The following is a 26,099-nucleotide window of genomic DNA, read 5'->3' as shown; positions in this document are numbered from 1 at the left end:
GGGTTTATATTCAAGAGGTGCTCGTGAAGATTACAGATACGGAAATTTTGACAGGAAGTGCCCCGATTGTGGTGATCTACCATGGCGCTGAATGTCTGGATGGTTTTGGCAGCGCGTTTGCCGCGTGGACTTATTTTGCTGACTGCCAGATGCTGGATCGGGTTCATTTCGTTGCTGCAAATCACGGCGATGCGATTCCCCGGGAAGTGCAGAACGCGGTGGTGTACTTGCTTGATTATGCCTATAAAAAAGCACAAATGGCAGAATTGTGTTCCGTTGCGAGAAAAGTGATCGTGCTCGATCACCATGTCACGGCACAAACAGACTGCTCAGGGCTGGATCGAGAATATTCGAATTTGTGTCTCAATTTTGACCTGACACGTTCCGGTGCGGTAATCGCCTGGGAATATTTTCATGACACCCCCGTACCGATGCTGCTGCAGCATGTACAGGACAGGGATTTGTGGCATTGGTCTTTTACGGATACAGGGCCTGTCACTGTGGCATTGATGGCTCGGCCTTACGACTTTGAGGTATGGTCGGAATATGCTCGGAAGCCAATCGAGTTGCGAGAATTAGCGAAAGAAGGGGTAATTATTAATCGGTATCGGCGTAAACAGATCGAATATTTCAAGACTCGTGCGGTTATGGGAAAGATCGCCGGTTATGATGTTCCGGTAGTTAATTGCCCAAACAGTATCGCCAGTGAGCTCTTGAGTGAACTGGCTCAGGGGCACCCCTTTGCCGCGGGTTACAGCGACAAGGGCACGAAACGTGGCTGGTCGTTAAGAGCCACAGAGGATGGCGTGAATGTCGCGGAGATCGCTGTTGGATTAGGTGGCGGAGGTCATCCCAGAGCCGCAGGATTTGCGACTCAGTTACCGGAGCAACTCTTGATGATTTAATCTTTTCAGCATTTCACACAATGCTTTGGGCTCTTGGTAGCTATAAATTCCATCTAAAGACCTGCCTTTAATCACAATTGGCTATATAAATCCGATCGCGATAAAAACGGCCTGTTTAGTCAAAAAATTGGCTCTTTTTTTGCCTTGTAATAACAGTGTTATGTTCCTTTGATATAGCAATCAAGGTAGAAGTCTTTCCAGCAGTAGCTTCAAATCCAGCAGTATCCGTACACTTTAGCCAACTTTCCAAGGGTGGAGGTCTATCATGTCTGGCAATAATTCAGGAAGTACGTTAGCGGATAATTTTAATGAAAGTGCCCAAAACGGGGCATCTACTCAGCAAGACACATCAAATCAGCGCAATTCATCGCTTCCGGCGGAGGCAACAGAGCATACTGTCAGCGAATCATTCGAAGTATTAACCGAATCGTCATCTGATGCAGAAGTACCCACGATAACCAGTCAAGTCAATGCCGAGAGTGTTCCACAGCCCGGTAAACTGATACATTTATCGGAGCATGAGGGGGCAGAGCGTCTGGCGCGAGATATCAATGCCAAGATTGATGATTTAGAATCACAACTTGGTGGTATCGGTGATTTGTTTGCGAAATCTCAGGAAGCGCTCACACGCTCTCTGGATGAGCTGCAAAGCCGGAGTTTTAATACCGCAGCAGAGATTGAGCGGGTCGCAAATCGCCTGGAGCTGTCATCCAGCCAACAGCTTGAATTAACCAAAGCACTGGATCAGCGTTTTAACGATTCCTTCCGGGAATTTGCAGCACAAATGGTTAAGGCCTCGGAGGCAATCCAGGAGCAGCACTCCCGTTTGAATTCCCTGGATAGCAGCCATCAACAGCTTAGCGAAATGCACGAAGAGCTGGAAGCTGTCGCGGGGCAACGTGATCAGGCCTTTCAGAGCTTTGCGAAGCAAACCGGTGAACAGTTGTCGCTCAACAAGGCGCAGTTAGCGAACATGAGCGCTTTGCATTCTGAACATCAGGATGCTTTGAAAGTGCTCACTCAGGATCACACATCTCTTGAGGATGTCACACAGGGGTTGCGAGAAAAATTACAACACTTGGAGACGGGCGTAGCTGAAACCAAAGTTGTTACCAATAAGCGTATCGGCTGGTTAGTTGGCAGTGTGGCGGCATTGGCATTATTGACTGCCGCTTCCACAACATACTTTCAGTTTTACCCCACGACGGTGCCAGAGGAAGTGCAGGGGCAGATTTCAGCACTTTCAACGGATTCGGAACAACAGCTGGGTTTGATTAACGCACTGGATTCTGGTTTGACGTTGGTTCAAGATAAGTTTGCCGAATTGGAAGCGACTCTGTTCAGTCAGCAACAACAGTCATCCGAGATTCAGACTGAGGTTACGAACAACGCCCAGAGCATTGCATCTTTAAGCGCGATGGATGCCGAAATGTTAGCGTCGGTGGAGAAACTGCAGACGACGCTGGCGGCAGTTAACAGTGACATCGATAACCTCAAGTTTCGCATTGAGGGGCCATCTAATCAGGGCGCTGGATTAACCGAACCGACGTTACCTTTAAATGGTCATGACTGGTTGTTTGCACAAAATCCTGAGCATTACAGCATTCAGCTGGTCGGAGTTTACCAGAAGCAGCATTTGGTGAGTTACATTAACCGCAACAGCCATGTTTTGAGTGATCAACCTATCGCTTTCAACGAAGGTAAACTTGGCTTGAGAAGCTGGTATAACTTGTTCTATGGGCATTATGCTACACGTGAGCAGGCGGAAGCGGCACTGGAAACATTACCTCTGCGTTTGCAGACGAACAGCCCTTATATCCGCAGTTTTGAGTCGATACAGCGTAAAACAGTCCAGTAAAACTTAAAGCATTGAATTGAATCCGCGAATGGATTTCGCACTGGCGCGTGTGTGTCGATCACATCGCGCCATTGATTTTCCAGTCCGGGGTGACTGACCCCAGTCAGCCTGAAACGTATTATGCTTGATTTCACTGGGCAGCGCGTCAGAATAGGCGTTTTATTCTCAGGGGAATCGCCTTTTCTATGTCTGATCCGATACACGAGCCACAGTCTGTTAACGCTGAGGTGTTTCATTCGTTGCTATCTTGCCCGATTTGTCTTTGTGAATTGTCACTCAAGCAGCGACAGTTGGTGTGTTTGAACGGGCATTCTTTTGACCAGGCCAAGCAGGGGTACTTTAACCTGCTTCCGGTACAACAAAAGAAGTCTCGAAGCCCGGGTGACAGTAAAGCGATGATTGCGGCTCGCCGGCGATTTTTGCAGGCAGGCTTGTATGAACCGGTCGCTACGCAAGTCTTTAACATGGTGAAGTCTGGTCACTCAGAGGCTTCGCAGGCGAGTGACAAAGGTTTGGTGATTGCCGATGCAGGATGTGGCGACGGATATTATCTGAATTTTCTAAGCCAGGCGCTACGTGCCGAAGGGAGCGCAGTGGTGCCTGTCGGCTGGGATATCTCCAAGGAAGCCATTGTTGCCGCCTCCAAACTGGATAAACACGCTATTTGGCTGGTGGCATCCAACAAGCAGCCCCCTATCACTCCAGAGCGTCTGGATGTGCTGTTATGTCTGTTCGGCTTCCCGTGTTATTCGGCGTTCAAAGCGGTCATGCGCCCGGGAGCATCACTAATACTGGTTGACCCCGGCCCGGAACATTTAATCGAGCTTCGAAAGGTGATTTACCCAACGGTGAAAAAAAGTCAGGTCACGTCGAGCGATCTTGCAGCGGAATCAGGTTTCGAATTGATTTCGACCTCGCATTTAACCGAATTATTGCCCGCAATCGATAAAGCGCAGATTCAAGATTTACTGACCATGACTCCGCATTTATACAAAGCACCTTATGAAGGTAAACAAGCCGCGCAACAACTGGAGTCGATAACTTTGACGCTGGATGTCACGATACGCCACTATCGGGTAATTTGAACTTTTTCCACCAGTGTCTCTCTACTCTCCATAGGGTTCCATTTCATATTTGTATGGAGAGCAAGGCCGTGTCGAAAAAAAGTTTTATAACTGCGGGTATTTTAAGTGGCATTCTCAGTGTCTCGATGTCTGTTGCCAGCGCATCAGAGGAAGGCCTGTTATTAGCGGATGCAAACTGGTCGGTAAAAAGCGGATCAAGAGCGACAGATGTCATTGAACTCTTTACTTCCGAAGGGTGCAGTAGTTGTCCCCCTGCAGATACCTGGCTCTCAGGCCTCAAACAACAGTCTGGTTTGTACCAGCAATTTATACCCCTAGCTTACCATGTTGATTATTGGGATCGCCTGGGGTGGAAGGATCGATTTGCCAGCAAGGCATACAGTGCTTTGCAGCGGCGTTATGCCCGTAGCGGGATAGTCAAACAAGTCTATACACCGGGTTTTGTGATCAATAGTCACGAGTTTCGTGGCTGGTTTGCGGGACAGCGGGAATGGCCAGCCAACCAATCTCAGCCGGGTGTGCTTGCAGCCCGTATCCAACAGGGTTCACTAGACGTGAAATTTCCAGAACAAGAGCGTTTGATATTGAATCTGGCTTATCTGGGCAATGGCTTGAAAACAAACGTGAAAGCGGGTGAAAACCGAGGTGAAACACTACACCACGATTTTGTTGTATTACACCACCAACAGTATCCGGGACAGGGGAATTGGCGCTTGGCCCTTCCAGACATTCCTGATCAGGGACAGCAGGAGACGGTATTGGCACTTTGGCTGACTTCCCTCTCGTCTCCCCGTATCATCCAGGCTGTGGCGGCTCCGATTGGTGAAGTCAGGCCCTAGTCCCGGTCGGCTTTATTCTGCTTTCTCGCTTTTTCAGCCTGACGCCGAATTTCCTTCGCAACCTTTTCATCTTCTGTCAGGTCGTTATCTGCGGAGACTCGTTCTTGCTCTGCAATGAAATGCAAGGAGAGCTCGAATGCCTGCCGGGTAAATTCGAGGACGCGTTCATACCCTTGATCAGAAAGCTTTCGAGCTTCGTCATGGGAGCGGTAAATATTAATAAATTTTCGTTCACGTTCGAATTGAAGCGGTAATCTACCCAACCCCCAATCGTGCAGGACTTTCCATATTTCGGGATTATAGGTTCGCGTAAAGCGAAGGATGAAGGGGATTGGGTCATTGCGGGCAAGCAGTGCCGCTAATCGTAAGATAAGCTCGAAAGAAAGGGTTGCCGTCCCATTTTCAACGGCTTCGAGTAGCGTTTTGTCTTTAAGGTTAAGTGCATCACTGAGTTCACTCAGGGTCAAGCCTGCAACTTCTCGAATATCCCGAAGTGATTCTCCCGCTGAAACCATCAGCTTTAATTGATCCTGGGATTTGATTATGGCTTTGCCAACTTTCCAGGAGGTTCCGGTCGTTTTTTTGGCGAAACGAAATGCCGAAGACGTGATTCCGGATAGCTTGTTCATAATACCGCTCTCGTCTTCGTCTCGTTTGCCTTCTCGATGTTCATCCTGAGTTTTTGGAAGTCCTTGAGAAGTCTGTCCTTGAGGCTTGGAACGACTGTCCGATGGCGTGTTTGGAGGTTCATAGTTAGAGCTCTTGTCCTTTGATTCACTTTCATCTCTTCGGCTACGGGAGAGAGATTGCTCTGACTGTGTCTCGGAACTTGCTTTTTTATCGTTATCGGATGGATCCATATACGGCTACCAGAATTTTATAAAATGCTGATTTCAGATTTGTGTAAAAGAACTGAAATGTCAAATGCTATGTGGTTCGGCAGGGCGTTTAGATGATTCAATATTGGTGTGTATCTGAAGTCTACAGCGTTGGCAAGGCCCGACTCCGCTGTGTAGGGGAGTCGAGGCCGGCCAACCGTTTCGCGGTGCTGATTGAATATTAGTGTTGATTTGCCTGTGCGGCCATCTGTTCACTCAAGTCCAGCAGATCCAGGAGCACTTCACCGCCTTCACGGGCAACAAAGTCTGGCTTGTAGGTTACTTTTTTAGTGCTGTTCTCTTCTTGTTCTTCTTCCAGTTGGTCGAGATTTTTCAGTACTTTCTCGCCTTCAGCTTCTCGCTTTTTGTTGAGAATTGCCAATTGCTCCGCTTCCCGTTTCTCTTTTTCATCGATGCGCTGTTTTTCGTTTAACGATAACGTTTTTTGGTTTCGCTGGCGCGCAGCGAATTCGATTTCTTCAAGCAGGGTCTGGTAAAGCGGATTGTCCGACATTCGATCCAGGTGGCGTTTCTGGAGGGAATCGATGAAGGCCGAAAAGGTATTGTTTTTTGTGTACTCCGCCGACTTGATCTGATCCCAAGGTAGAGCTTCGGGTAACGAGTCTTCACCAATCTCGTTTTTATCAATGATCGAAGGCATAGTGATATCCGGGATAACACCCTTGTGTTGGGTGCTCGCGCCGGAAACCCGATAGAATTTTGCTTGTGTCAATTTAAGCTGTCCGTGTTCCAGTGACCGAATTTGTTGCACGGTTCCTTTACCAAATGTCTGGCCACCCATAACAATAGCTCTGCCATAATCCTGCATCGCACCAGCGAAAATTTCAGATGCAGAGGCGCTCATGCGATTTACAAGTACCAGCATTGGGCCATCATACAGAAGCCGGGGATCCTGATCCCGCATCACCTCGACACCACCCCGGGCATATCGAATCTGGACTGTAGGTCCTTCCTTGATGAACAGACCGGTCAGGGCATTTGCTTCACCCAGAGATCCACCGCCATTGTTGCGCAGATCAATCACGAGACCATCAATACCCTTTTTCATCATGTCATGAAGCAGAAGCTGCACATCCTGAGTGGTTCTGCGGGCATTGGGGTCACCTCGTTGAATGGCTTGAAAATCGGCATAGAAAGTAGGGATATCAATAACGCCGACTTTAAACTTACGGCCTTGACGCTCGATCTCGATCACGTCACTCTGTGCAGCCTGTTCTTCAAGATTAACTTTGTCGCGGCGTATGCTGATGACGTGCGTCTGGTTTTCATCCTGGCTATCCGCGGAAACGACTTCAAGTTTTACGATGGTTTGTTTCGGGCCACGGATCAAATCCACAACCTCATCCAGTCGCCAGCCAATAACATCAACTATTTCACCCTCTTTGCCCTGACCAACGCCCACAATTCGGTCTGCCGGTCGCAGTTCGCCCTGTTTGTCAGCAGGACCTGCAGGAACCAAACGAACGACTTTGGTGAATTCGTTGTCTGTTTGCAGTACTGCTCCAATACCTTCCAGAGAAAGACTCATGTTGATGTTGAAGTTTTCGCTGGTGCGCGGTGAGAAGTATTGAGTGTGGGGGTCATAAACACCGGTGAAGGCGTTCATATAGGTTTGAAATGCGTCTTCACTATTGGCTTGCAGTACCCGATTTAACTGGCTTTCATAGCGTTTTTTCAGGGTTTTTGCGATTTCCTTGGGTTCTTTTCCGGACAGTTTAAGGCTGAGCACAGCGCCTTTGACTCGTCGACGCCAAAGGTCATCCAGTTCTTCCTGACTTTTTGTCCAATGTTCCGGCTCACGATCAATCAGGAGCTCTTCATCTTTGCCGAAGTCGAATTGATCGATGCCCTTGTCCAGCAGACTTAAGCTGTACTCAAGGCGTTCAATCACACGGCGTTGATAGCGGTTGTAGATTCGAAAAGCAGGGTCAAGTTGACCGGTTGAAAGTGCTTTATTAAGTTCCCGTCGGTAGGGTTCGAATTCTTTGATATCACTGGCAATGAAGTACAGCTTCTGATTGTCCAATGCATCCAGGTAATTATCGAACACTTGTTCAGCCACTGTGTCTTCAAGTGGCAGATTACGATAATGGTAACGCTGTAACTGGTAAGTGATCAGGGCATTGGTTTTCATTTGCTCCTTGTCAGGACTCAGCGGGGTAAAATCCCGTGTTTCCAGCATTTTTGCCTGAGCGCTGAAAACAGTGAATATGAGTAGGAGTAGAGCGTAAAATCGGTATTGAAACAGCTTTGTCATAACTTTTTTCTATTTTGCGTAATTTTTAACACATGCCGGTGCGGGATAGTCCTTGCTCTATTACTGCTGATGAGAAAACCGACTACCATTTTGTCTCTGTTGTGCGTGGCACTTATGTTTTCAAATACAAGTTTGTCGTCAAATACAGTCGTTAGATTTCGGGTAGTCTTACTCGATGAGGTTCAACCATTAAATCCATGAATATCTTTTATTGGAACCCAATTGTTGCAAATTGTGCAAGGTTCTTGTTTTTATGCGCCCGACATTCAGTTGAACGGTTTTTCGTAGAACTGAATTGTTTGCAGGGTATGCTTGATTGTAGGACAGTCAAATAGTCAAAACCAGCCTTAAATCTGTTAATTATGGTTTAGGGCTTGTAACTGTGCCAAGGTTCGGGGCTTTCAATCAATTAAGGTTAAGGAAAACGAAGGGAAGCAAAATTGGGTAGAGGCAATAAAAAGGCCGCTCAAAGAGCGGCCGGGATAGATCCATTCACTTGCGTGATTAGAAATTAAGCGAATGCCTCGTTTTTCTCCGCCTTTTCAATCAGTAAGGCCGGTGGCGTGAAGCGTTCGCCATAAGCTTTCGCCAGATCATTGGCTCGGGCAACGAACTCTCGCAGACCGTATTGATTGATGAACTGTAATGCGCCTCCGGTCCATGGGGCAAAGCCAATGCCGAAGATACTGCCGATATTCGCATCATTGACTGATGTAAGCACGCCTTCTTCCATACAGCGGACGGTTTCAATGGCTTGAATAAACAGAATGCGGTCTTTCAAATCAGCCAGTGCTGCATTGCTGGCAACTTCACTGTTCTCGAAATGTGTTTGCAGTTCAGGCCAGAGCGTCTTTTTGCCGCCTTTAGGGTAATCGTAGAATCCTGCACCTGCAGCTTTACCGCAGCGCTCGAACTCGGTAACCATCTTGTCGACGACCACTTCGGCAGGGTGCACCGGATAAGTTTGACCTGCCTTTTCCATGTCGCGTCGGGTTTGATCGCGGATGTGAGTGATCAGAGACAGGCTCACTTCGTCGCAAATTGCCAATGGGCCGACTGGCATGCCCGCTAGCAGCGCTGCATTTTCGACTGAGGAGGCATTGATGCCTTCTGCGATCATTGCGACCCCTTCATTTACGAACGTGCCAAATACCCGAGATGTGAAGAAACCGCGGCTGTCATTAACGACAATTGGTGTCTTGCCGATTTGCAGGACAAAATCAAAGGCTTTGGCCAGGGTTTCGTCGCTGGTATTTTTACCGGCGATAATTTCGACCAGAGGCATTTTGTCTACAGGTGAAAAGAAGTGCAATCCGATAAATTTGCTGTCATCTTTAGATGCTTCTGCCAATTGCGTGATAGGGATTGTGGACGTGTTACTGGCAAATACGCCACCCTCTACCAATTGTGGCTCTGCTTCTTGGGTGACACGCGCTTTGAGTTCGTTGTCTTCGAACACAGCCTCGATAATCAGATCGCAACCCTTCAGGTCTTCTGCTTTGTCAGTAGCGAGGATTCGATTCAGGGTTTCGTTTTTACGTTCTTCAGAAATATGGCCCCTCTGCAGTTTTTTCTTCAGTAAGCCTTCTGAGTAAGCCTTGCCTTTCTCCGCATTTTCAACAGATACGTCTTTCAGGACAACCTCGATGCCTTTGGTTGCACAGGAGTACGCGATACCGGAGCCCATCATGCCCGCACCCAAAACCCCGACTTTAGTGCTTTTGGCGGGTTCAAACCCTTTCGGGCGGCTGCTTCCGGCTTTGATATCATTGAGCTGGAACCAGAACGTATTGATCATGTTTTTGGCAACCTGACTGATTACCAATTTGGTGAAATAACGCGCTTCAATTTTCTGGGCATTATCAAAATCCACAAGACTGCCTTCTACAACGGCAGCCATAATCGCTTCCGGAGCAGGGTAGCACCCTTTGGTTTTGTTGGTCAGCATTGCTGGTGCAATAGCCAGCATTTGTGCGATCTTCGGGTGTGTCGCTGGGCCACCGGGAAGTTTAAAGCCTTTTTCATCCCAAGGTTGCTTCGCCTTCGGATTGGCAATAATCCACTCCCGTGCTTGAGCCAGCATATCATCAGTATCAGTTGCCAGACTGTGTACCAGTCCCGCTTTCAACGCCGCTTGAGGGCGTACTTTTTTGCCTTCCAGCAAGTAAGGCATTACTTTTTCAAAACCCAGAATTCGGGTCATACGGACGGTACCGCCGCCACCAGGGAGGAGTCCCAGCGTAACTTCGGGTAATCCGATCTCAATCTTGGCGTTATCCAGTACAATCCGGTGATGACAGGCCAGGGCAATTTCCCAGCCACCACCCAAGGCGGTGCCGTTTACTGCAGCAACAACGGGTACCCCCAGTGTTTCAAGCTGGCGCAGCGGGGTGGTGATGTCACGGGCAAGCATTGTCTGGAATTCTTCTGCGTTTTCGGCGGTGACTTGAACGAGTTCACGCAAATCTCCTCCTGCAAAAAATGTTTTTTTGGCTGAGGTCAGGATGATGCCTTTAATTCCATCTTTTTCTGCAATGAGTTTGTTTATGGTTTCCCGGAAGGCGGTTCGAAACGCCTCATTCATCGTGTTGGCAGATTGGCCGGGTACATCGATGGTCAAGGTTACGATTTGCTGATCGTCTATGGCGTATTGAATTGCTGTCATGATTTCTCTCGCTTGTAAATGGTGATTAGATTCGTTCAATAATCGTGGCGATACCCATACCACCACCGACACAGAGCGTGGCCAGTCCGTAACGCAGATTTTGACGTTCCAGCTCATCGAGCAAGGTGCCCAGAATCATCGCGCCAGTGGCACCCAGTGGATGACCCATTGCGATTGAACCACCATTCACATTAATTTTTTCCATCGGTACGCCCATTTCTTTCTGGAAGCGCATGACCACAGCGGCGAAAGCTTCGTTCACTTCGAACAAGTCGATATCGTTTACGCTCAAGCCTGCTTTTTGCAGTGCTTTTCGAGTCGCGGGAGCCGGGCCGGTCAGCATGATTGTGGGATCTGTGCTGGTTACTGCTGTTGATACGATTCGTGCTCGGGGTTTCAGACCCAGGTTCTTGCCCGCAGCTTCGCTACCGATCAGAACAGCGGAAGCACCGTCGACGATTCCGGATGAGTTACCGGGGGTGTGTACGTGGTTAATTTTTTCGATAAAGTGGTATTTTTCACGTGCGACACCATCGAAGCCCATCTCGCCCATCATCTGGAAGGAGGCTTTCAAATTGCCCAGGCCTTCAACTGTTGTATCCGGACGGATAAATTCGTCTTCGCCTAATAGCGTGAGTCCATTGCAGTCAGTTACAGGAACTATTGAGTTCTTGAAATAGCCTGCTGCTCTGGCCTTTGCTGCTTTTTGTTGAGATTCCAGGGCAAACTGATCCACATCTGCGCGGGAAAAACCATCGATAGTGGCAATCAGGTCCGCACCGATACCTTGTGGCATAAAGCCTGTGTGCAGGTTTGTTTCAGGGTCGAGTGCCCAAGGGCCACCATCTGAGCCCATTTTAACGCGAGACATGCTTTCAACACCGCCTGCAACGATCAGATCTTCCCAGCCAGATCGAACCTTCATGGCGGCCATGTTTACGGCTTCGAGGCCGGATGCACAGAAGCGGTTCAAGGTAACTCCGGCGACCTTCTCATCCCAATCTGCCAGCATCGCTGCTGTTTTTGCGATATCTGCGCCTTGATCTCCAATTGCAGTAACACAACCCATCACAATATCATCAACCTGAGCGGTATCCAGGTTATGTCTGTTTTTAAGCGCATTTAAAAGGTCTGCCAATAAACGCACTGGCTTGACTGTATGTAAAGACCCGTCGGCTTTACCTTTACCGCGAGGAGTCCTTATTGCATCGAAAATCAAAGCTTCTGTTGTCATCATTATTCTCTTGTGAATGAGTACTGAAATGAATTAATAGTGCTCAAAGCCGCAGGCCCTTCCGGGAAGCTGTTGCGGTTTATAAATAATGTACGTGACTGAGCTAACCTGCAAAATGACCCTTAAAACCAAATTCATTGACGGATTTGCTCAATAATGTCAGCGTGCGTGCTTGAAATACTCGGGTGAGCAACTAAATTTTTTGCAGGGGAATACGTTTTCTTTGCGTATATGTCAGCTAAATTACCTTTTTTTGATTGGAACGCTTGCTTATGTCGTTGTTGGATAACATCAGAAATTATTACGAGAATTGGGTCTTGGAAGAACTGGAAATTCTGGTGGAAGGGAAGAGTTTTGATGATGATTATCTAACCGATGTCATTTGTGTGGCATTAAACCATCTGCCACCCCGTTATATCCGGCACGAAGTTGATATGCTCTACTACGTATCTCCTGTGGAGAACGAGGAAATGCGGGATAAAGTGCGAAAGGCGGTGGAAAAGGCGTTGGCGTATGTCGAAGAGCATGAGCGGAAATAACAGCATACGGATTTCCGAAGATTATTGAATTACCAGGGCATAGTCTGGTGCGGAGCTTGACAGGTTTCGAATGCAGGTGGATGTCAAACTCCGCCAGGGCTGAATCTAAGATTATTAACCGTTTAAGTAATAGTGTTTGATGGCCTGATCCAAACGTTGGCCAAGTTGTTTCACCGTGGCTGTCATTTCATCTTCCGGGGTGGCACGTACTTTAATTAGCCATTGATCCAAAATTGCTTCCAGGTTGTCTTCTGTGTCCTCGGCCTGAGCTCCTGAAAAACCTTCTGATAGTCGCTGCACCTGAAGCTGCATCCGCAGTGCCTGATCTTCCTTCGGGCTATCCTGACCCGTTAAAATCTCAACCAGTACACAGAGTTCTGCAAGTGAGTTTTTCGATTTTTCAGCAAGACTTTCAATATCGCCCTGAGCCAAAAGGAGCAGCTTTTGGTGACGACTCAAAAGACTGTCGGAATTGGCTATAGACGCTTCTGTAAGGCCGGAGTCAACTACCGCTGCAGAAAATTGCAAAGCGGCACTTAATTGCTCATAACGCTGCCGAGCGCCCAGTTTGCTCTGCAGTTCCAGCACGTGGTGTTTCAAATCTTTCAATTGAGCTTTGAATCTGCTCTGATCCCGACTATTCAGTTCGAGTTGGTTCAGTTCGGTTTCTGTCTGCCTTAGTTGCTGTCGGGTGTTCTGCAATACTGGATCGATATTGTCCGAATCTGTTGGGTGTCCAATGAGCTTGGCCACCAGAACCTCGACTGTTTCGATCAATTGTTGAGCTTTAGCATTATTTTGCTGCTCTTTGTCTGCGGCACTTTTCCGTTGCTCGTCCCGACGTGCAAAAATCGCGTCACAGGCGGTTCGAAACGTTTTCCAGAGTTGTCTGTCCTCTTTGTAAGGCGTGATTCCGATCTCGGTCCATTGTCTTTGGAGTTCTTTTACCTGTCGGATTGCCTCGGACATCGGCTCAAGAATGATAAGTTCTTCTGCCTGAGTACAAATGGCTTGTTTTTTACCGAGATTTTGCGCTTTTTCCTGATTTAGTTTTTCATCCAGTGCGCCAATCAGGATATTAAAGCGCTTTTGAACCGGTTTGCTGTCCTTGAAGTCGATGGGGAAGCTCTCTTTCCATTCTTCCTTTGCTTTGCGTTCAATTTTTTCAACCGCTTTCCAGTCAGGTTGTTGCCAATCATTTTGATCCAGAAATGCCTGTAGCTGATCACAGAGTGTCATCCGTTTTTCAAGATTAACTCGTTTAAGCTGTTTTTGTTCGCTAAAGAAGGCTTTGCAGGGTTCATAGGCGGCATCACTGGCGGCTTTAAACCGGTTCCAGAGTGATTGGTCGGAGCTGCCTCCCAGCGTCTTCCACTCGTCCTGCAGCGCTTTTATCTTATCGGCTTTCAGTTGCGGTTCCAGGTGTTGATCGACCAAGGCTTCCATCAGCGTGCACAACTCAAGCTGCTTGGGATGTGTGGCAAACCCTTGCCAGTCCCGGAGTTCACCGAGTTGTTTGCCGAGTAAATGGAACCGAGCCTGGTAGGCTTTACTGATTTTGTCGGGGGCAGACTGCAGAAGTTTCTGCAGTTCCTGATAACGCCGCGTTGTTTGCTTGAGTACCTTTGAATCAAGGGCGGTTTCGAGTTCTGAAATCTGCCCTTCGATTTGGGATTTTAAGGTTTGCGCGTCCTGCGCTTTCTTCTGTTTGATCTCGGACATTCGGCCCAGGGCTTTTTCCGCTTGCTGAATCAGATCTGGAGTGGGCAGGGCATCCGGCCAGCTTAAGGTTTTAAGGTGCTCGTCGAGTTTACGCTGATCCGTGGCACTTAGATTCTGTGCGCCTGACAGTATTGAACTCATGGCCGGATGTGCCATCTGATATTGTTCCAGCGCAGTGCTGTAACGCTTCACCTGATTCATCAAGAGCTGATACTGTTTTTGTTCGGCCTTATCAACTTGAGTATCCCGGGTCGCTTCCATCCAACGACTTTCCTGGCTCTTGATAACACCGAGCAATGCAGGAGGGGACGCAGTATCCAGGTCAGTCAGATGTTCCAGTTCGTTGATTGTTTCTACCAGGGTCGTCAGCGTACCGTTGCGCTCCAATTGTTTGGCATTGCTTTCTTGCAATTCTTTTTCTGCTGTCTCCAGTTTTGTTTCATATGCCCGAACTTTTGCCTCGGATCTGGAGAGCGCGTTGGTGACACTGTGTTGCTGTTCGGGGGTTGCAACGCTTGCAACTTGTTTCCAGTTCTCTATGAGTGCCCTGAGTTTAGGTCCGTAAAGTCGGGTAACTTCACTGTCGGCATGTTGTTGGATCTGGCCTATCAGATCCAGAACATTATCCTGAACCGCCTGAGCAGCTTCTCGCTCAGTTTTGAGTTTTGCGAGCCGGTCTTTTGCGATTTGATATACCCGCTTGTCCCTGTTTTTTGCGAGTTTAACGATATTTTTCAAGGCGGCTTCGTCGTGAATGCTTTGCAGTGCCTGTTGTCTAATCTTGGTCGATTTGCCTTCAACCGCCAGGGTTTCGAGGATCGGACCGGAGGGTAGAAGTGAAATGAACGTGGAGATCAGCGTTTCATCGTCTATCCACGGTAACAGCTTCTCGATTGTTTCGTTCCCGCCAGGTGTTTGTTTCAGCACGGAAAGAGAGGGATCACGCTCATAGGATTTCTGGAAAAGATCTGTTAATTTGTTTTTCAATTCCGGGAACTGGGCAGGGGATTGCTCAAGGGCGAAGCCAATGAGGTAATCCATATCATCAATTTTCCCCAGAGCGGCCACTTTTATCTCGTGGACATCATCAGTTTCAAGGGTCGTTTTTAATATTTCCAGGGTTTTGTCGGATTGGCAGTCCAGCCCCAATAGTGCATTTTTACGTACTTCTGGATTGTTACTTTGCCACTTCGGGCGAAACATGTTTTTAATAAATGTAGCCATCGAGTTCAGTTCCCTGCGGTATACTGTTCGCTTTCGTCTATGTTGGCAACGGTGTCAATCGTATCGACAAAAATAATACGAGTATGCACTGGGTTGCATGTACGCGGCCTGGCGAATTGCCCTGCTAAAATCAGGGGACGCGATCCGCTTGTGTCCTGAGTTCGGGGACTCAAACCGGTGTTGCTACCGGGTAGTCTTTCAGTAGAGGCGAAGTCTACTCGGTATTATTGCGTTTGATAAGCGTTTTTCACGCCAGCCTGCAATCAATGAAAAGTTGATTGCAGCGGTAAAAAGGAGGAAGTAACGATTTATAATCCAGGCGGCAAAAATCTATATGAGCAAGCAGTTCGGCTATTGGCCAAGCGCGAACACTCCCAATATGAGTTGCGATCAAAGTTGTATAATAAGAGTCGAATGCCTCAGGCGCTTGAACAGATTGATCCTAACGGTGAAACCTCTGGTGAGCTGGATGCCGATGCGGTTTCAGGTTTGGTGATGGAAATAGATGCGGTGCTCGATAAACTGGAGCAAGACCGTTATTTGAACGATGCTCGATTCTCGGAGCTTTTTGTTCGCAGTGCCCAAAGTCGCGGGAGGGGGCCGGTTCGGGTTCGGTATGATTTGCAGGAAAGGGGCGTTTCCGCTGAGCTGATCAGTCAGTTCCTGGATGAGAGCGACCCGAGTTGGTTTGAGTTAGCGAAAACTCAGCTTCGGCGTAAATTCCCCGATAAGCCGATAACACCTAAAGACAAAGCAAAGCAGTTGCGATTTCTGGCACAACGTGGCTTTACCTCTGAGCAGGCATATCAGGCATTGAGCAGCGGCGTTGATGAGCTGTAATAAAGTGCGTTAGAGGGTGGGCGGTAAGTGTTCCATTGATGAGGAAATAATCGTGGATTCCGCTTTTGGGGATTCTTTGTAAGGCTCCAGTGCCGGATCCGATTGTTCGCTCTTTTCAGCAATTTGTTCCCGGCGTTCAGGTGAAGACATCCAGGAGAGTACGTCCAGGTAACGGCGAATATTACGCACGTAAACTACAGGCTCGTGACCTCGGGCATAGCCGTAGCGTGTCTGGCTGTACCACTTTTTCTTGCTGAGTAGCGGAAGGTGCGCTTTGACATCGTCCCATTTGTCAGGATCTTTCCCAAATCTTTGAGTTAGCACTCGTGCATCTTCCAAATGCCCGTAGCCGACGTTGTATGCTGCGAGGGCAAACCAGGTTCTATCAGGTTCAGTTATGCGATCAGGAAGCCTTTTATAGACCCGGGTAAAATATTTCGCCCCGCCGTGTATGCTTAGTTCGGGATCAAGTCGATTGCTGATTCCCATTTCCTTGGCCGTATTCCGCGTCAACATCATCAGGCCTTTCACACCAGTAGGTGAAATTGCGTCCGCTCGCCAATGGGACTCCTGATAACCAATGGCCGCCAGTAGTCGCCAGTCAAGTGCAAAATCCTGAGCCGCGGCACGAAAAGTGTCTTCGTATTTCGGCAGTCTATTTTTCATGTGGGTCATGAATGTTTTTGCTCCCACATAATTCATTTTGTTCTTTTGAGAAAAGTAACGCTCCTTAAGCTGCAATAACGTGCCGTCGGCGCTGATTTTCGCGAAAAATGCGGTGGCCTCTTGCAGGAGCGTTTCATCTGTTCCTGGCGGGAAGAGCCAGGCAAGCGTCTCCGTATGTGACAGCGGAAAAGCAGACCTGATTTGGGGGAACATGGACTGGTAAATCTCAAGCTCATTAGAGTCCAGAACTGTGTAGTCAACTTCCCCTTCGGTGATTAAACGTAACAGATCGGAGGTATCGAGATCATCCGCTTCGGACCAACTGAGCGCCTTGATATCCTGACGATAGTCTCTCAAGCGTTCAGCCTGATGGCTACCCTGTTGCACGATAATTCGCTTACCGATCAGGTCACTCAAGTCTGTAGGTTTTTGTGTGCCTCGTCGGTAAACAAGTTGCTGTGTTACTTCCATGTAGGGGGACGAGAAGCGAAACTGTTCGAGCTTGGCGGGGGTAACCGCAATGCCTGCTGCTGCAAAGTGGGCATAGTTTTTGGCAACAACATCATTGAGTTCTGTGACGCTTTCAGCGACTCGGAGGCGCAGTTCTACCCCCAGATGTTCCGCAAAAAGTTTGCTAATCTCATACTCAAAACCTGCCGGGCCATCCTTGCCTTCGTAGTAAATCGTAGGCGCGTTGCGTGTAATCACATGCAGTACTTTTTCCTGATTGATTTTTTCTACTACGGTGGGTCTGGTGCACCCGTTTAGCAGGGAAATAATTGATAGGAAGAGAAAAATGACAGGCGAGCGAAGTCGCGGGACAGCAGTAGCCCTGTTGGCCGGATTAATACCGCAGGTTAGACAGTAATATTTCATCATTCGCGTCAGCAGTTATCCGCGTTACCAAGTCACTGTACCCAGTTGCACTGGTTCGTATTGTTATTGAACTCTGTTGTCTATGGTCGCTTGGGTGTCGAGCGCTATTCAGACTTTTTAGGCTTTACCTTCTTTAGAACCACACATTCTTTAGAACTACACATTCTTTAGAGCGACACATTATTTGGTGCGACTGGGGAACATGCGTTGCCCTTTCACAGTGCAAATGTTTTCAGGTTGTGCTGTTGGAGTCAACTTATTGTGTCACGCATCTGAAAAAAGTTTGTAAAATAGTGTATCGAAATGAGCGCGATCCAGTTGAGGTACGGCTAATGTACTGATTTCGTGTCAATTCACGAGCGAATTTCGCGAAGTCTGTCTCTTCTTGTGTAAGTGTGGGTGATAATCAAGTATCATATGCGCCTTTTAATTTGTTTGATCGAGGAATCACAGAGCGATGTTAGAGTTGCGTGGTGCACCTGCCTTATCCGCTTTTCGTAAAAAGAGACTGTTCAACCGGGTAAAATCCGTCCTGCCGGAAGTCGAGTCGATTTATGCCGAATACATGCATTTTGTTGATTCTGAGGAGGTTATGTCTTCAGATCAAATGGCGGTGCTCAATCGCTTGTTAAGCTATGGCCCGTTGGCGCAGTCCGAGTCGCCATCAGGGGTGTTGTTCCTCGTTGTGCCTCGTCCAGGCACGATTTCTCCCTGGTCCAGTAAAGCAACCGATATCGCACACAACTGCGGGTTGCGTGCTATCACGCGTATTGAGCGTGGTATTGCTTACTATGTCACGGCTACCGAAAAGCTGAAACGGTCGGAGCGAGAACAGATTGCTGAGATGCTCCATGACCGAATGACCGAGACGGTTTTCCATGAAATGGGTGGGGCTGAGCTCTTGTTTAGTCATGCTCATCCAGAAGAAATGACCCAAGTCGATATATTAGGGGCAGGAAAAGGGGCTCTGACAGAAGCAAACCGATCACTCGGGCTTGCACTTGCTGAAGATGAGATTGATTATCTGGTGGAAGCCTATCAGGGGTTAGACCGAAACCCTACCGATGTCGAATTGATGATGTTTGCTCAAGCCAACTCTGAACATTGTCGTCATAAAATTTTCAATGCCAGTTGGGAAATCGACGGGGAAGCTCAGGATAAGTCACTTTTTGGCATGATCAAGAATACCTATGAAGCCAATGCTACTGGTGTCTTATCGGCCTACAAAGATAATGCTGCAGTTATGGAAGGCTCCAGTGCGGGGCGTTTCTTTCCGGCACCAGCGAACAATGTTTATGGTGCTACCACGGAAGACATCCACATATTAATGAAGGTTGAAACCCACAATCATCCTACCGCAATTTCACCCTTCCCCGGTGCTGCAACCGGATCGGGTGGGGAAATACGGGATGAAGGTGCGACGGGGCGTGGCGCAAAGCCGAAAGCTGGCTTAACGGGGTTTACCGTATCCAACCTCAAGATTCCCGGCTATGTGAAACCCTGGGAGAATGACTTTGGTAAACCTGATCGCATTGTATCAGCGCTGGATATAATGATAGATGGGCCTTTGGGTGGTGCCGCATTCAACAATGAATTTGGTCGCCCCAATCTGACGGGGTATTTCCGGGCGTATGAAGAGATGGTGCCGGGCCCGGACGGTATGGAGCTCAAGGGCTACCACAAACCGATTATGATCGCTGGTGGTCTGGGGAATATTCGAGCCGAGCATGTGGAAAAGGGAGAGATTCCTGTTGGCGCGAAATTGATCGTGCTGGGTGGTCCGGCCATGTTGATCGGATTGGGCGGCGGGGCCGCGTCTTCGATGGACTCTGGCTCCAGTCATGAAGATCTTGACTTTGCTTCCGTGCAGAGGGGTAACCCTGAGATGGAGCGCCGTTGCCAGGAGGTAATAGACCGTTGTTGGCAAATGGGCGAACAAAACCCGATTATGTTTATCCATGACGTTGGTGCAGGGGGGCTATCGAATGCTTTCCCCGAACTGGTCAAAGATGGAAACAGAGGGGGGAAATTCGAACTGCGAGATATTCCGAATGATGAGCCGGGCATGTCACCGTTGGCGATTTGGTGTAATGAATCTCAGGAGCGTTATGTACTCGCTGTCGGCGATGAGCAATTACCTGTTTTCGATGCTCTTTGTGAGCGGGAACGTTGTCCGTATGCGATAGTGGGTGAAGCGACAGAAGAGATGCATCTCGGATTATCGGACTCCCACTTTAATAATACGCCCGTTGATTTACCGATGAGTGTCTTGTTTGGCAAGCCGCCAAAAATGCACCGTCAAGTGGAGCGCAAGACTTTTACCAAGCCGGTAATCGATTCGACTGCTATCGATCCCAATGATGCCGCAGAGCGAATACTTCAGGTACCTTCGGTCGCGAGTAAACAGTTCTTAATTACAATCGGAGACCGGTCCATTACCGGGATGGTTACCCGGGATCAAATGGTCGGTCCCTGGCAAGTGCCTGTAGCCGATGTTGCTGTGACCTGCGCCAGCTATGATTCATACTGCGGTGAAGCGATGGCAATGGGGGAACGCACTCCAATCGCGATTATCGATGCGCCTGCCTCAGGCCGTATGGCAGTTGGGGAAGCAATTACCAACCTCGCCGCAGCACAAATTGAAGATATCAGCAAAATAAAGTTGTCTGCCAATTGGATGGCCGCTGCAGGCCATTCCGGTGAAGATGAAAAACTTTATGACACGGTCAAAGCGGTAGGTATGGAGTTGTGTCCGGCATTGGGGATCACGATCCCGGTGGGCAAGGATTCAATGTCAATGAAAACGGTCTGGGAAGATGGTGATGATACTCAGACGATGACCGCGCCACTTTCTTTAATTATCAGTGGATTTGCACCGGTTACTGATGTTCGCCAGACTTTGACCCCGCAACTGGTGAATGATAAAGGCGATACCGATCTAATATTGATTGATTTGGCGAATGGTCAGAATCGGTTAGGTGGCTCGGCATTGGCGCAGGTTTACAACCAGATCGGTGCAGTTGCGCCGGACTTGGATGACCCTGAAGATTTAAAAGCGTTTTTTGCCGTAGTTCAGGGTTTGAACGCTGACGGTAAGTTACTCGCCTATCATGACCGCTCCGATGGTGGTTTGTTCACAACACTTTGTGAAATGGCATTTGCCGGGCATGTCGGGGTAGACATCCGTCTGGATTATCTGGCTGAAAACGAAACCCATTTTGTCCGGGAGTTGTTTAACGAGGAGTTGGGGGCTGTTGTACAGGTGAAGAAGGAGCACACTGAGGAAGTGTTGCAACAATTTACTGCAGCAGGCCTTGGAGAGCATACCCTCGTGATTGGTGCTTTAAATGATTCTGATCGGATTCGGTTTTTGTTTGAGGATGATCCTGTCATCGATAATACCCGGGTTTATTTTCAGCAGCTTTGGTCTCGCACCAGTTATGAGATTCAGTCACTGCGGGACAACTCAGAGTGTGCCAAAGAGGAATATGAAGGCATTAGCGATGCCTCAGATCCCGGCTTGTCTGCAACCTTGACCTTTGACCCGAGTGAAGATATTGCTGCTCCATTTATTCAGGCTGGTGCGCGCCCAAGGGTCGCGATATTGCGTGAGCAGGGTGTTAATGGTCAGGTTGAGATGGCTGCAGCTTTTGATCGAGCCGGTTTCGAAGCAGTCGATGTGCACATGAGTGACCTGATTAACGGTTTGGTATCCCTCGGGGATTTCCGGATGCTTGCGGCATGTGGTGGTTTCTCTTACGGCGATGTGTTGGGCGCGGGTGAAGGGTGGGCAAAATCTATTTTGTTCAATTCCAGAGCGAGAGATGAATTCGCGGCCTTTTTTGATCGCCAGGATACGCTTGCGCTTGGGGTGTGTAATGGTTGCCAGATGATGTCGAATTTGCACGAACTGATTCCTGGGTCGGAAAACTGGCCGCATTTCGTGCGTAACCGCTCTGAGCAATTCGAAGCCCGCGTTACTATGTTAGAGATCATGAAATCCAATGCGGTCATACTTGATGGTATGGGAGGGTCTCAGCTGCCTGTGGTTGTGGCGCATGGTGAAGGGAGAGCCGAATGGCAGGATGAATCCAGACAGGCGGCATTACTTGAGTCATCGCAGGTCGCACTTCGGTATATCGATAATTATGGTCGAGGAACCGAGCGATATCCTGCTAATCCGAATGGTTCGCCCGGTGGCGTTACCAGTGTGACGAACAAAGATGGCCGTTTTACAATAATGATGCCCCATCCTGAGCGTGTTTTTCGTTCGGTTCAAAACTCTTGGTATCCTGAAAGCTGGACGGAAGACGGTCCCTGGATGCGAATGTTCAGGAATGCACGTAAGTGGTGCAAATAGGCCTGCTATTCGAAGATCGCTATTCAAGTTCAGGTTGAATATTAAGCTGTTTAAAAAAGCCCGGTAGCCCGGGTTTTTTTTCGCTTGTTGATCCGGAAATGATTGTAACTGTGATGTTGCTAAATGTAACGAACCGTATATAAATATTAACGTTCATTCATATTTCAAATAATATTGTGCTCTGCAATAGGAAAAAGCGAAAAATATTTGTTATTTTGATATTGACACAAAATAAATATGCACAGCTGACAGAAAACTGACTCATTTAGCACCACAGAAATGTATGATTTTGCGCATCTTTGTTATTGACAAATGTAAGTTATTGATAAATATGCAAATAATAATCCGGTATAAAAAGTCGGCAAGTTGTATCGGATGCACTAATGACGGGGCTTTCAGGGCTTTTCCCAAAATATATCCCCATAGATATCCACAGAATCTGTGGAGAACTTTAAGGTTTCTCGGGATGTGGATAAAGATTTCTGGCCTGTGGATAACTTTGGTTCAAGATGTCATAAAGTGTGCTTGAGTCAGACTTTAAGCTTTCAGATGCATCGAAATGGGTCTGGTGATATAGGAGAAGTAAAAATATGTACAAGATAGTAGTGTACGTACCCGAAGAAAATCTGGATGAAGTCAAAAATGCACTTTTTTCGTCCGGTGCGGGCAAAATTGGTGAATATGACAAGTGTTGTTGGCAGGTCAAAGGTGTCGGACAGTTTCGGCCCTTGAGTGGTAGTAATCCATATATTGGGAGCCAGGGAGAGATAGAAAAGGTTTCAGAGTACCGGGTTGAATTGGTGTGTTCCGATGAACTTATCAAACCGGCAATTCTGGCGATGAAAAAGGCCCACCCTTATGAGGAGCCTGCTTATGATGTGTGGCGTTTGGAGGTGTTTTGAGCGCATAGCTCTTCCATACAGATTGAAGGTGAAGTGCCCTCGACCTCAGGTTTTTCGATCTCTGACAATATCCTCAACGCGTAATGGGAACTCTTGATTCGATCTGTCCTCAATAAAATATTGAAGGGTTTTCTTAACGGTCGGAAAAGAAATTTCATCCCACGGGATTTCGCTTTCTGAGAATAAACGCGTCTCCAGGCTTTCTTCTCCCACGCCGTACTGGCCGTCCTTAATCGTTGCTAGAAAGAAGAGGTGAACCTGATCAATCTGCGGAATGTTGAACAGCGTATAGAGTGTGCCAAGTTTGACTCGTGCGAGCGCTTCTTCCCAGGTTTCACGCACAGCGGCTTCTGTAGTGGTTTCCTGGTTTTCCATAAAACCGGCGGGTAGGGTCCAAAAGCCTTTTCGAGGTTCAATTGCACGTTTGCAGAGTAATATTTTGTTCTCATAAACGGGGATTGTGCCCGCGACAATATTCGGGTTTTGGTAATGTATTTCTCCACAGCCTGGACAGACATAGCGAAGTCGACTATCGCCCTCCGGAATCTTCTGTACTACCGGAGTTGCACATAAGCTGCAAAATTTCATAAAAATCCTTATTATTGCTAATTGATCTTAACTTGAGCTTTTGTATCAAGAAAAGGTAAGGTATTGGAAGTCAAAACGATGGTCTTGCACTGGATTCATATACATGTACTGAGTTTGAATTCAATTCAGCAAGTTCGTAGCGCGATTAATAGTTCGTATCCAATTTAGATAAGCGCCTGATAGACATGAGCCGATAGGTGCTTTTAAACCTTCCCCATTTTGTCTGAACTCCACACGAGTATAACAAGATGAAGGTCGATGTGTGGCTGTTTTCCGAAAAATCCTTGTATTCGCGTTTTTATAGCGGCTAAATACAGATCCTGAGTATAAATACTTTTACAAACAACCGAGAGAGTTACTGAACGTTGTTGATCGATATTCGTGATAAATTGAAGGGCAGTTCACCCAGGGATTTAAATTACTCGTTTCCCCACGCTGCAGTTCTTCTTCCAATCGTAAATAATCCACGAGAGCCTGAACTTATATTTACTTTGCGATCTCCGCATTTGGGTACCCATAGCGGCCAGGTCGCGTTTCCCGGCGGTAAGCAGGACGAGACGGATTTATCCTTGATGCATACCGCGCTTCGAGAAACAGAAGAAGAGGTTGGAATTTCGCCGCGGGATGTTCAGGTCGCGGGGCGTTTGAGTCAGGTTGTTTCGAAGCATGGTATTGTGGTTACCCCGTATGTGGGGGTTGTGCCTGTTGATGTTCAGTTGGTCCCGAATGAAGCTGAAATCGCGAGTATTTTTAATGTTCCCATCAGTTTTTTTCTGGAAAATCAGCCTCATGGATACGACTGTTTGTCCTTTGAGCAGTGTGTGTACCACGTTCCGAGATTCAACTATGAAGATTATTTGATCTGGGGGCTATCTGCAGTCATTTTGTCGGAGTTTTTAAACGTCGTTTTTGAGATAGATTCGCTCGTCAAAGTCGAAAAGAAGTAGTGTTGTCACTGCCTGAAAAAAAAATCACGGTACGCGCAATCTATACGCGATGATTTAGTGATGCTTTTGAATTGCATCAAATGGGAATTCACTCCGCGTACCGAATTCAATTTATTACTCTCAAGCCAGAGGAAGCATTATGATCTACCAGTTGGGGCCTGATAAAGTGGAAGTTCATGAAGAGGTGGCCTTCATTGCAGACAATGCAACGGTTATAGGGAATGCTGTAATTAGTAAAGAAGCCAGTATTTGGTTTAATGCTGTTGTCAGGGCTGATTGCGCCAAGATTACCGTCGGGCCCCGTACGAATGTCCAGGATGCAGCAGTGCTGCACGCGGATGAAGGATTCCCGTGTGTCTTGGGGGAAGGGGTAACGGTTGGTCATCATGCTACAGTTCATGGTTGTGAAGTGGGCGACTTTTCCTTGATCGGTATTAATGCTGTAGTTTTGAATGGAGCTAAAATCGGTAAATATTGCTTGATTGGTTCCAATACTTTGATTCCTGAAAAGGCGGTTATACCCGATGGTTCTCTGGTAGTGGGTAGTCCGGGAAAGGTCAAACGCGCGCTTTCAGCGATGGAGCAAAAAATACTCGAAGTGAGTGCAGATCATTATGTCAAGAATGGGAAGCGCTATAAAAGCTCCCTTGAGCTGCAAGCTCCTCGGTAGTGTTATTCAAGTCTCAATTAAAAATTCCAATCAGCTATTTAATTATGGGTGTGTAGTGTGTCTCAAACAGAATCAGTGAAATCGCCCTGCGTTGGGGTGTGTGCTCTGGATGAAGATGATTTGTGTATTGGTTGTCAGCGTTCAGGTCAGGAGATCAGTTTTTGGGGGCGAATGGATGATGAGCAGAAGAGACAGGTCATGATTGCCGTTACTGAGCGTCAAAAACAAAAGTTTTCCTGGTGATTACTTGATGTATTCAAAATAGTCAGGAATTAGGTCTACTCAGGTCGGGTAAGGATTATCGATAGTTTTTAGAAGTGATTCGATTTAAATAGTCATTTGAAGTTGAATCAATAATAAGTATTCGAAAAAAATAGTCAAAACGTAGAGAGAGGGTTAAATGGCTACAATTGGAACGCCTTTGTCGGTGAGCGCAACTAAAGTGATGTTGTGTGGTGCTGGAGAGTTGGGAAAAGAAGTGATTATCGAGTTACAGCGTTTAGGTGTAGAGGTAATTGCAGTAGACCGTTATCAACATGCACCTGGTATGCAGGTTGCGCATCGCTCTTACGTGATAGATATGCTTAATTCAGATGAATTAAGAAATGTAATTGAGTCTGAAAAACCTGACTTTATCGTTCCAGAGATTGAGGCTATCGCGACCGCCGAGTTGGTAAAGCTTGAGAACGAAGGATATACGGTTGTTCCGTCCGCGCGGGCGGTACATTTAACCATGAACAGAGAAGGTATCAGATGTTTGGCTGCTGAAGAACTGGGTTTGCCGACATCGACTTATCAATTCGCTGTTGATGTCGACAGCTTTCGTGAGGCGGTTAAGCAAATTGGCTATCCCTGTATCGTAAAGCCGATTATGAGTTCATCCGGCAAGGGGCAAAGTTTTGTCCGAACAAATGAGGATGTGGACCGAGCCTGGGATTACGCGCAGGAAGGTGGGCGCGCTGGAGCGGGAAAAGTTATTGTAGAGGGCGTGGTCGAATTTGATTATGAAATTACTCTACTCAC

At 47.7% G+C, this 26,099-nt stretch carries 19 protein-coding genes (1 of these 19 cut by a window edge); 12 read left to right on the top strand and 7 right to left on the bottom strand.

Annotation, left to right across the window (positions count from 1 at the left end; all coding sequences use genetic code 11):
* The first annotated feature begins 23 nt into the window (after positions 1-23).
* The 4 genes from OLMES_RS17420 to OLMES_RS17405 all read left to right on the top strand — a co-directional run bounded on the left by OLMES_RS17420 (position 24) and on the right by OLMES_RS17405 (position 4,687).
* Positions 24-905, top strand: a complete 882-nt coding sequence (locus OLMES_RS17420; protein WP_232465135.1) for a DHH family phosphoesterase — start codon at positions 24-26, stop codon at positions 903-905.
* Positions 906-1,170: 265 nt separating this feature from the next.
* Complete coding sequence (locus tag OLMES_RS17415; protein WP_087462435.1) at positions 1,171-2,763, top strand: SPOR domain-containing protein; 1,593 nt, start codon at positions 1,171-1,173, stop codon at positions 2,761-2,763.
* A 185-nt stretch (positions 2,764-2,948) separates the two neighbouring features.
* Entirely contained in the window at positions 2,949-3,848 is a 900-nt protein-coding gene (locus OLMES_RS17410) for a putative RNA methyltransferase (protein WP_087462434.1), read from the top strand.
* A gap of 68 nt (positions 3,849-3,916) precedes the next feature.
* Positions 3,917-4,687, top strand: a complete 771-nt coding sequence (locus OLMES_RS17405) for a DUF1223 domain-containing protein (RefSeq protein ID WP_198343023.1) — start codon at positions 3,917-3,919, stop codon at positions 4,685-4,687.
* Here OLMES_RS17405 and OLMES_RS28380 read toward each other — a convergent pair.
* From OLMES_RS28380 to OLMES_RS17385, 4 genes are all read right to left on the bottom strand, one after another.
* On the bottom strand, positions 4,684-5,547 hold the full coding sequence (locus OLMES_RS28380) for a helix-turn-helix domain-containing protein (RefSeq protein ID WP_198343022.1): 864 nt from the start codon (positions 5,545-5,547) through the stop codon (positions 4,684-4,686). The genes OLMES_RS17405 and OLMES_RS28380 overlap by 4 nt on opposite strands.
* Positions 5,548-5,746: 199 nt before the next feature.
* Positions 5,747-7,843: a carboxy terminal-processing peptidase gene (locus OLMES_RS17395; RefSeq protein ID WP_087462433.1), complete on the bottom strand. Its 2,097-nt coding sequence runs from the start codon at positions 7,841-7,843 to the stop codon at positions 5,747-5,749.
* 511 nt (positions 7,844-8,354) lie between these two features.
* Positions 8,355-10,508 carry a 3-hydroxyacyl-CoA dehydrogenase NAD-binding domain-containing protein gene (locus tag OLMES_RS17390; RefSeq protein ID WP_087462432.1) on the bottom strand — a complete coding sequence of 718 codons (2,154 nt, stop codon included), beginning with the start codon at positions 10,506-10,508 and terminating at the stop codon, positions 8,355-8,357.
* A 25-nt stretch (positions 10,509-10,533) separates the two neighbouring features.
* Entirely contained in the window at positions 10,534-11,742 is a 1,209-nt protein-coding gene (locus tag OLMES_RS17385) for an acetyl-CoA C-acetyltransferase (RefSeq protein ID WP_087462431.1), read from the bottom strand.
* A gap of 272 nt (positions 11,743-12,014) precedes the next feature.
* Between OLMES_RS17385 and OLMES_RS17380 the strand changes: the two genes are divergently transcribed.
* Positions 12,015-12,281, top strand: coding sequence for a late competence development ComFB family protein (locus tag OLMES_RS17380; protein WP_087462430.1), 267 nt, complete (start codon positions 12,015-12,017; stop codon positions 12,279-12,281).
* Positions 12,282-12,395: 114 nt separating this feature from the next.
* Here the strand turns inward: OLMES_RS17380 and OLMES_RS17375 are convergent, their stop codons facing one another.
* Positions 12,396-15,227: a DUF349 domain-containing protein gene (locus tag OLMES_RS17375; protein ID WP_087462429.1), complete on the bottom strand. Its 2,832-nt coding sequence runs from the start codon at positions 15,225-15,227 to the stop codon at positions 12,396-12,398.
* Positions 15,228-15,641: 414 nt separating this feature from the next.
* On the opposite strand from OLMES_RS17375, the gene OLMES_RS17370 reads away from it, so the two are divergent.
* Entirely contained in the window at positions 15,642-16,067 is a 426-nt protein-coding gene (locus tag OLMES_RS17370) for a regulatory protein RecX (protein ID WP_087462428.1), read from the top strand.
* Positions 16,068-16,076: 9 nt separating this feature from the next.
* Here OLMES_RS17370 and mltF read toward each other — a convergent pair whose 3' ends face one another.
* The gene (gene mltF / locus OLMES_RS17365; RefSeq protein ID WP_087464536.1) at positions 16,077-17,609 is read right to left on the bottom strand and encodes a membrane-bound lytic murein transglycosylase MltF; all 1,533 of its coding nucleotides are present in this window, start codon (positions 17,607-17,609) and stop codon (positions 16,077-16,079) included.
* Positions 17,610-18,066: 457 nt separating this feature from the next.
* On the opposite strand from mltF, the gene purL reads away from it, so the two are divergent.
* Both purL and OLMES_RS17350 read left to right on the top strand, forming a co-directional pair.
* Complete coding sequence (purL, locus tag OLMES_RS17360; protein WP_087462427.1) at positions 18,067-21,969, top strand: phosphoribosylformylglycinamidine synthase; 3,903 nt, start codon at positions 18,067-18,069, stop codon at positions 21,967-21,969.
* 590 nt (positions 21,970-22,559) lie between these two features.
* Complete coding sequence (locus OLMES_RS17350; protein WP_087462425.1) at positions 22,560-22,871, top strand: Nif3-like dinuclear metal center hexameric protein; 312 nt, start codon at positions 22,560-22,562, stop codon at positions 22,869-22,871.
* Positions 22,872-22,916: 45 nt separating this feature from the next.
* On the opposite strand, the gene OLMES_RS17345 is transcribed toward OLMES_RS17350, so the two are convergent.
* The gene (locus OLMES_RS17345; protein ID WP_087462424.1) at positions 22,917-23,459 is read right to left on the bottom strand and encodes an NUDIX hydrolase; all 543 of its coding nucleotides are present in this window, start codon (positions 23,457-23,459) and stop codon (positions 22,917-22,919) included.
* Positions 23,460-23,824: 365 nt separating this feature from the next.
* Between OLMES_RS17345 and OLMES_RS17340 the strand changes: the two genes are divergently transcribed.
* From OLMES_RS17340 to purT, 4 genes are all read left to right on the top strand, one after another.
* The gene (locus tag OLMES_RS17340; RefSeq protein WP_087462423.1) at positions 23,825-24,406 is read left to right on the top strand and encodes a CoA pyrophosphatase; all 582 of its coding nucleotides are present in this window, start codon (positions 23,825-23,827) and stop codon (positions 24,404-24,406) included.
* A 139-nt stretch (positions 24,407-24,545) separates the two neighbouring features.
* On the top strand, positions 24,546-25,076 hold the full coding sequence (locus tag OLMES_RS17335; protein WP_087462422.1) for a gamma carbonic anhydrase family protein: 531 nt from the start codon (positions 24,546-24,548) through the stop codon (positions 25,074-25,076).
* Positions 25,077-25,133: 57 nt separating this feature from the next.
* Positions 25,134-25,319 (top strand): DUF1289 domain-containing protein, encoded by a 186-nt coding sequence (locus tag OLMES_RS17330; protein WP_087462421.1) that lies wholly within the window; start codon positions 25,134-25,136, stop codon positions 25,317-25,319.
* Between the two features lie 157 nt (positions 25,320-25,476).
* Positions 25,477-26,099, top strand: partial view of a formate-dependent phosphoribosylglycinamide formyltransferase gene (gene purT / locus OLMES_RS17325; protein WP_087462420.1) — the 5' portion only. 568 nt of this gene lie beyond the right edge of the window; 623 of the gene's 1,191 nt are visible here — the first part of the coding sequence; it begins with the start codon at positions 25,477-25,479; its stop codon lies beyond the right edge, outside the window.

It is taken from the genome of Oleiphilus messinensis, from assembly GCF_002162375.1.
Classification (GTDB): Bacteria; Pseudomonadota; Gammaproteobacteria; order Pseudomonadales; family Oleiphilaceae; genus Oleiphilus; species Oleiphilus messinensis.
The sequence above is the reverse complement of the archived record's forward strand: the minus strand, read 5'-3'. Positions and strand labels throughout refer to the sequence as shown.

What these genes read in the sequence shown, in the direction of transcription:
- purL (WP_087462427.1), top strand. Translation starts at nt 18,067, where the DNA reads ATGTTAGAGTTGCGTGGTGCACCTGCCTTATCCGCTTTTCGTAAAAAG.
- OLMES_RS17350 (WP_087462425.1), top strand. Translation starts at nt 22,560, where the DNA reads ATGTACAAGATAGTAGTGTACGTACCCGAAGAAAATCTGGATGAAGTC.
- OLMES_RS17370 (WP_087462428.1), top strand. Translation starts at nt 15,642, where the DNA reads ATGCCTCAGGCGCTTGAACAGATTGATCCTAACGGTGAAACCTCTGGT.
- OLMES_RS28380 (WP_198343022.1), bottom strand. Translation starts at nt 5,547, where the DNA reads ATGGATCCATCCGATAACGATAAAAAAGCAAGTTCCGAGACACAGTCA.
- mltF (WP_087464536.1), bottom strand. Translation starts at nt 17,609, where the DNA reads ATGAAATATTACTGTCTAACCTGCGGTATTAATCCGGCCAACAGGGCT.
- OLMES_RS17385 (WP_087462431.1), bottom strand. Translation starts at nt 11,742, where the DNA reads ATGACAACAGAAGCTTTGATTTTCGATGCAATAAGGACTCCTCGCGGT.
- OLMES_RS17380 (WP_087462430.1), top strand. Translation starts at nt 12,015, where the DNA reads ATGTCGTTGTTGGATAACATCAGAAATTATTACGAGAATTGGGTCTTG.
- OLMES_RS17345 (WP_087462424.1), bottom strand. Translation starts at nt 23,459, where the DNA reads ATGAAATTTTGCAGCTTATGTGCAACTCCGGTAGTACAGAAGATTCCG.
- OLMES_RS17390 (WP_087462432.1), bottom strand. Translation starts at nt 10,508, where the DNA reads ATGACAGCAATTCAATACGCCATAGACGATCAGCAAATCGTAACCTTG.
- OLMES_RS17335 (WP_087462422.1), top strand. Translation starts at nt 24,546, where the DNA reads ATGATCTACCAGTTGGGGCCTGATAAAGTGGAAGTTCATGAAGAGGTG.
- OLMES_RS17415 (WP_087462435.1), top strand. Translation starts at nt 1,171, where the DNA reads ATGTCTGGCAATAATTCAGGAAGTACGTTAGCGGATAATTTTAATGAA.
- OLMES_RS17410 (WP_087462434.1), top strand. Translation starts at nt 2,949, where the DNA reads ATGTCTGATCCGATACACGAGCCACAGTCTGTTAACGCTGAGGTGTTT.
- OLMES_RS17375 (WP_087462429.1), bottom strand. Translation starts at nt 15,227, where the DNA reads ATGGCTACATTTATTAAAAACATGTTTCGCCCGAAGTGGCAAAGTAAC.
- OLMES_RS17395 (WP_087462433.1), bottom strand. Translation starts at nt 7,843, where the DNA reads ATGACAAAGCTGTTTCAATACCGATTTTACGCTCTACTCCTACTCATA.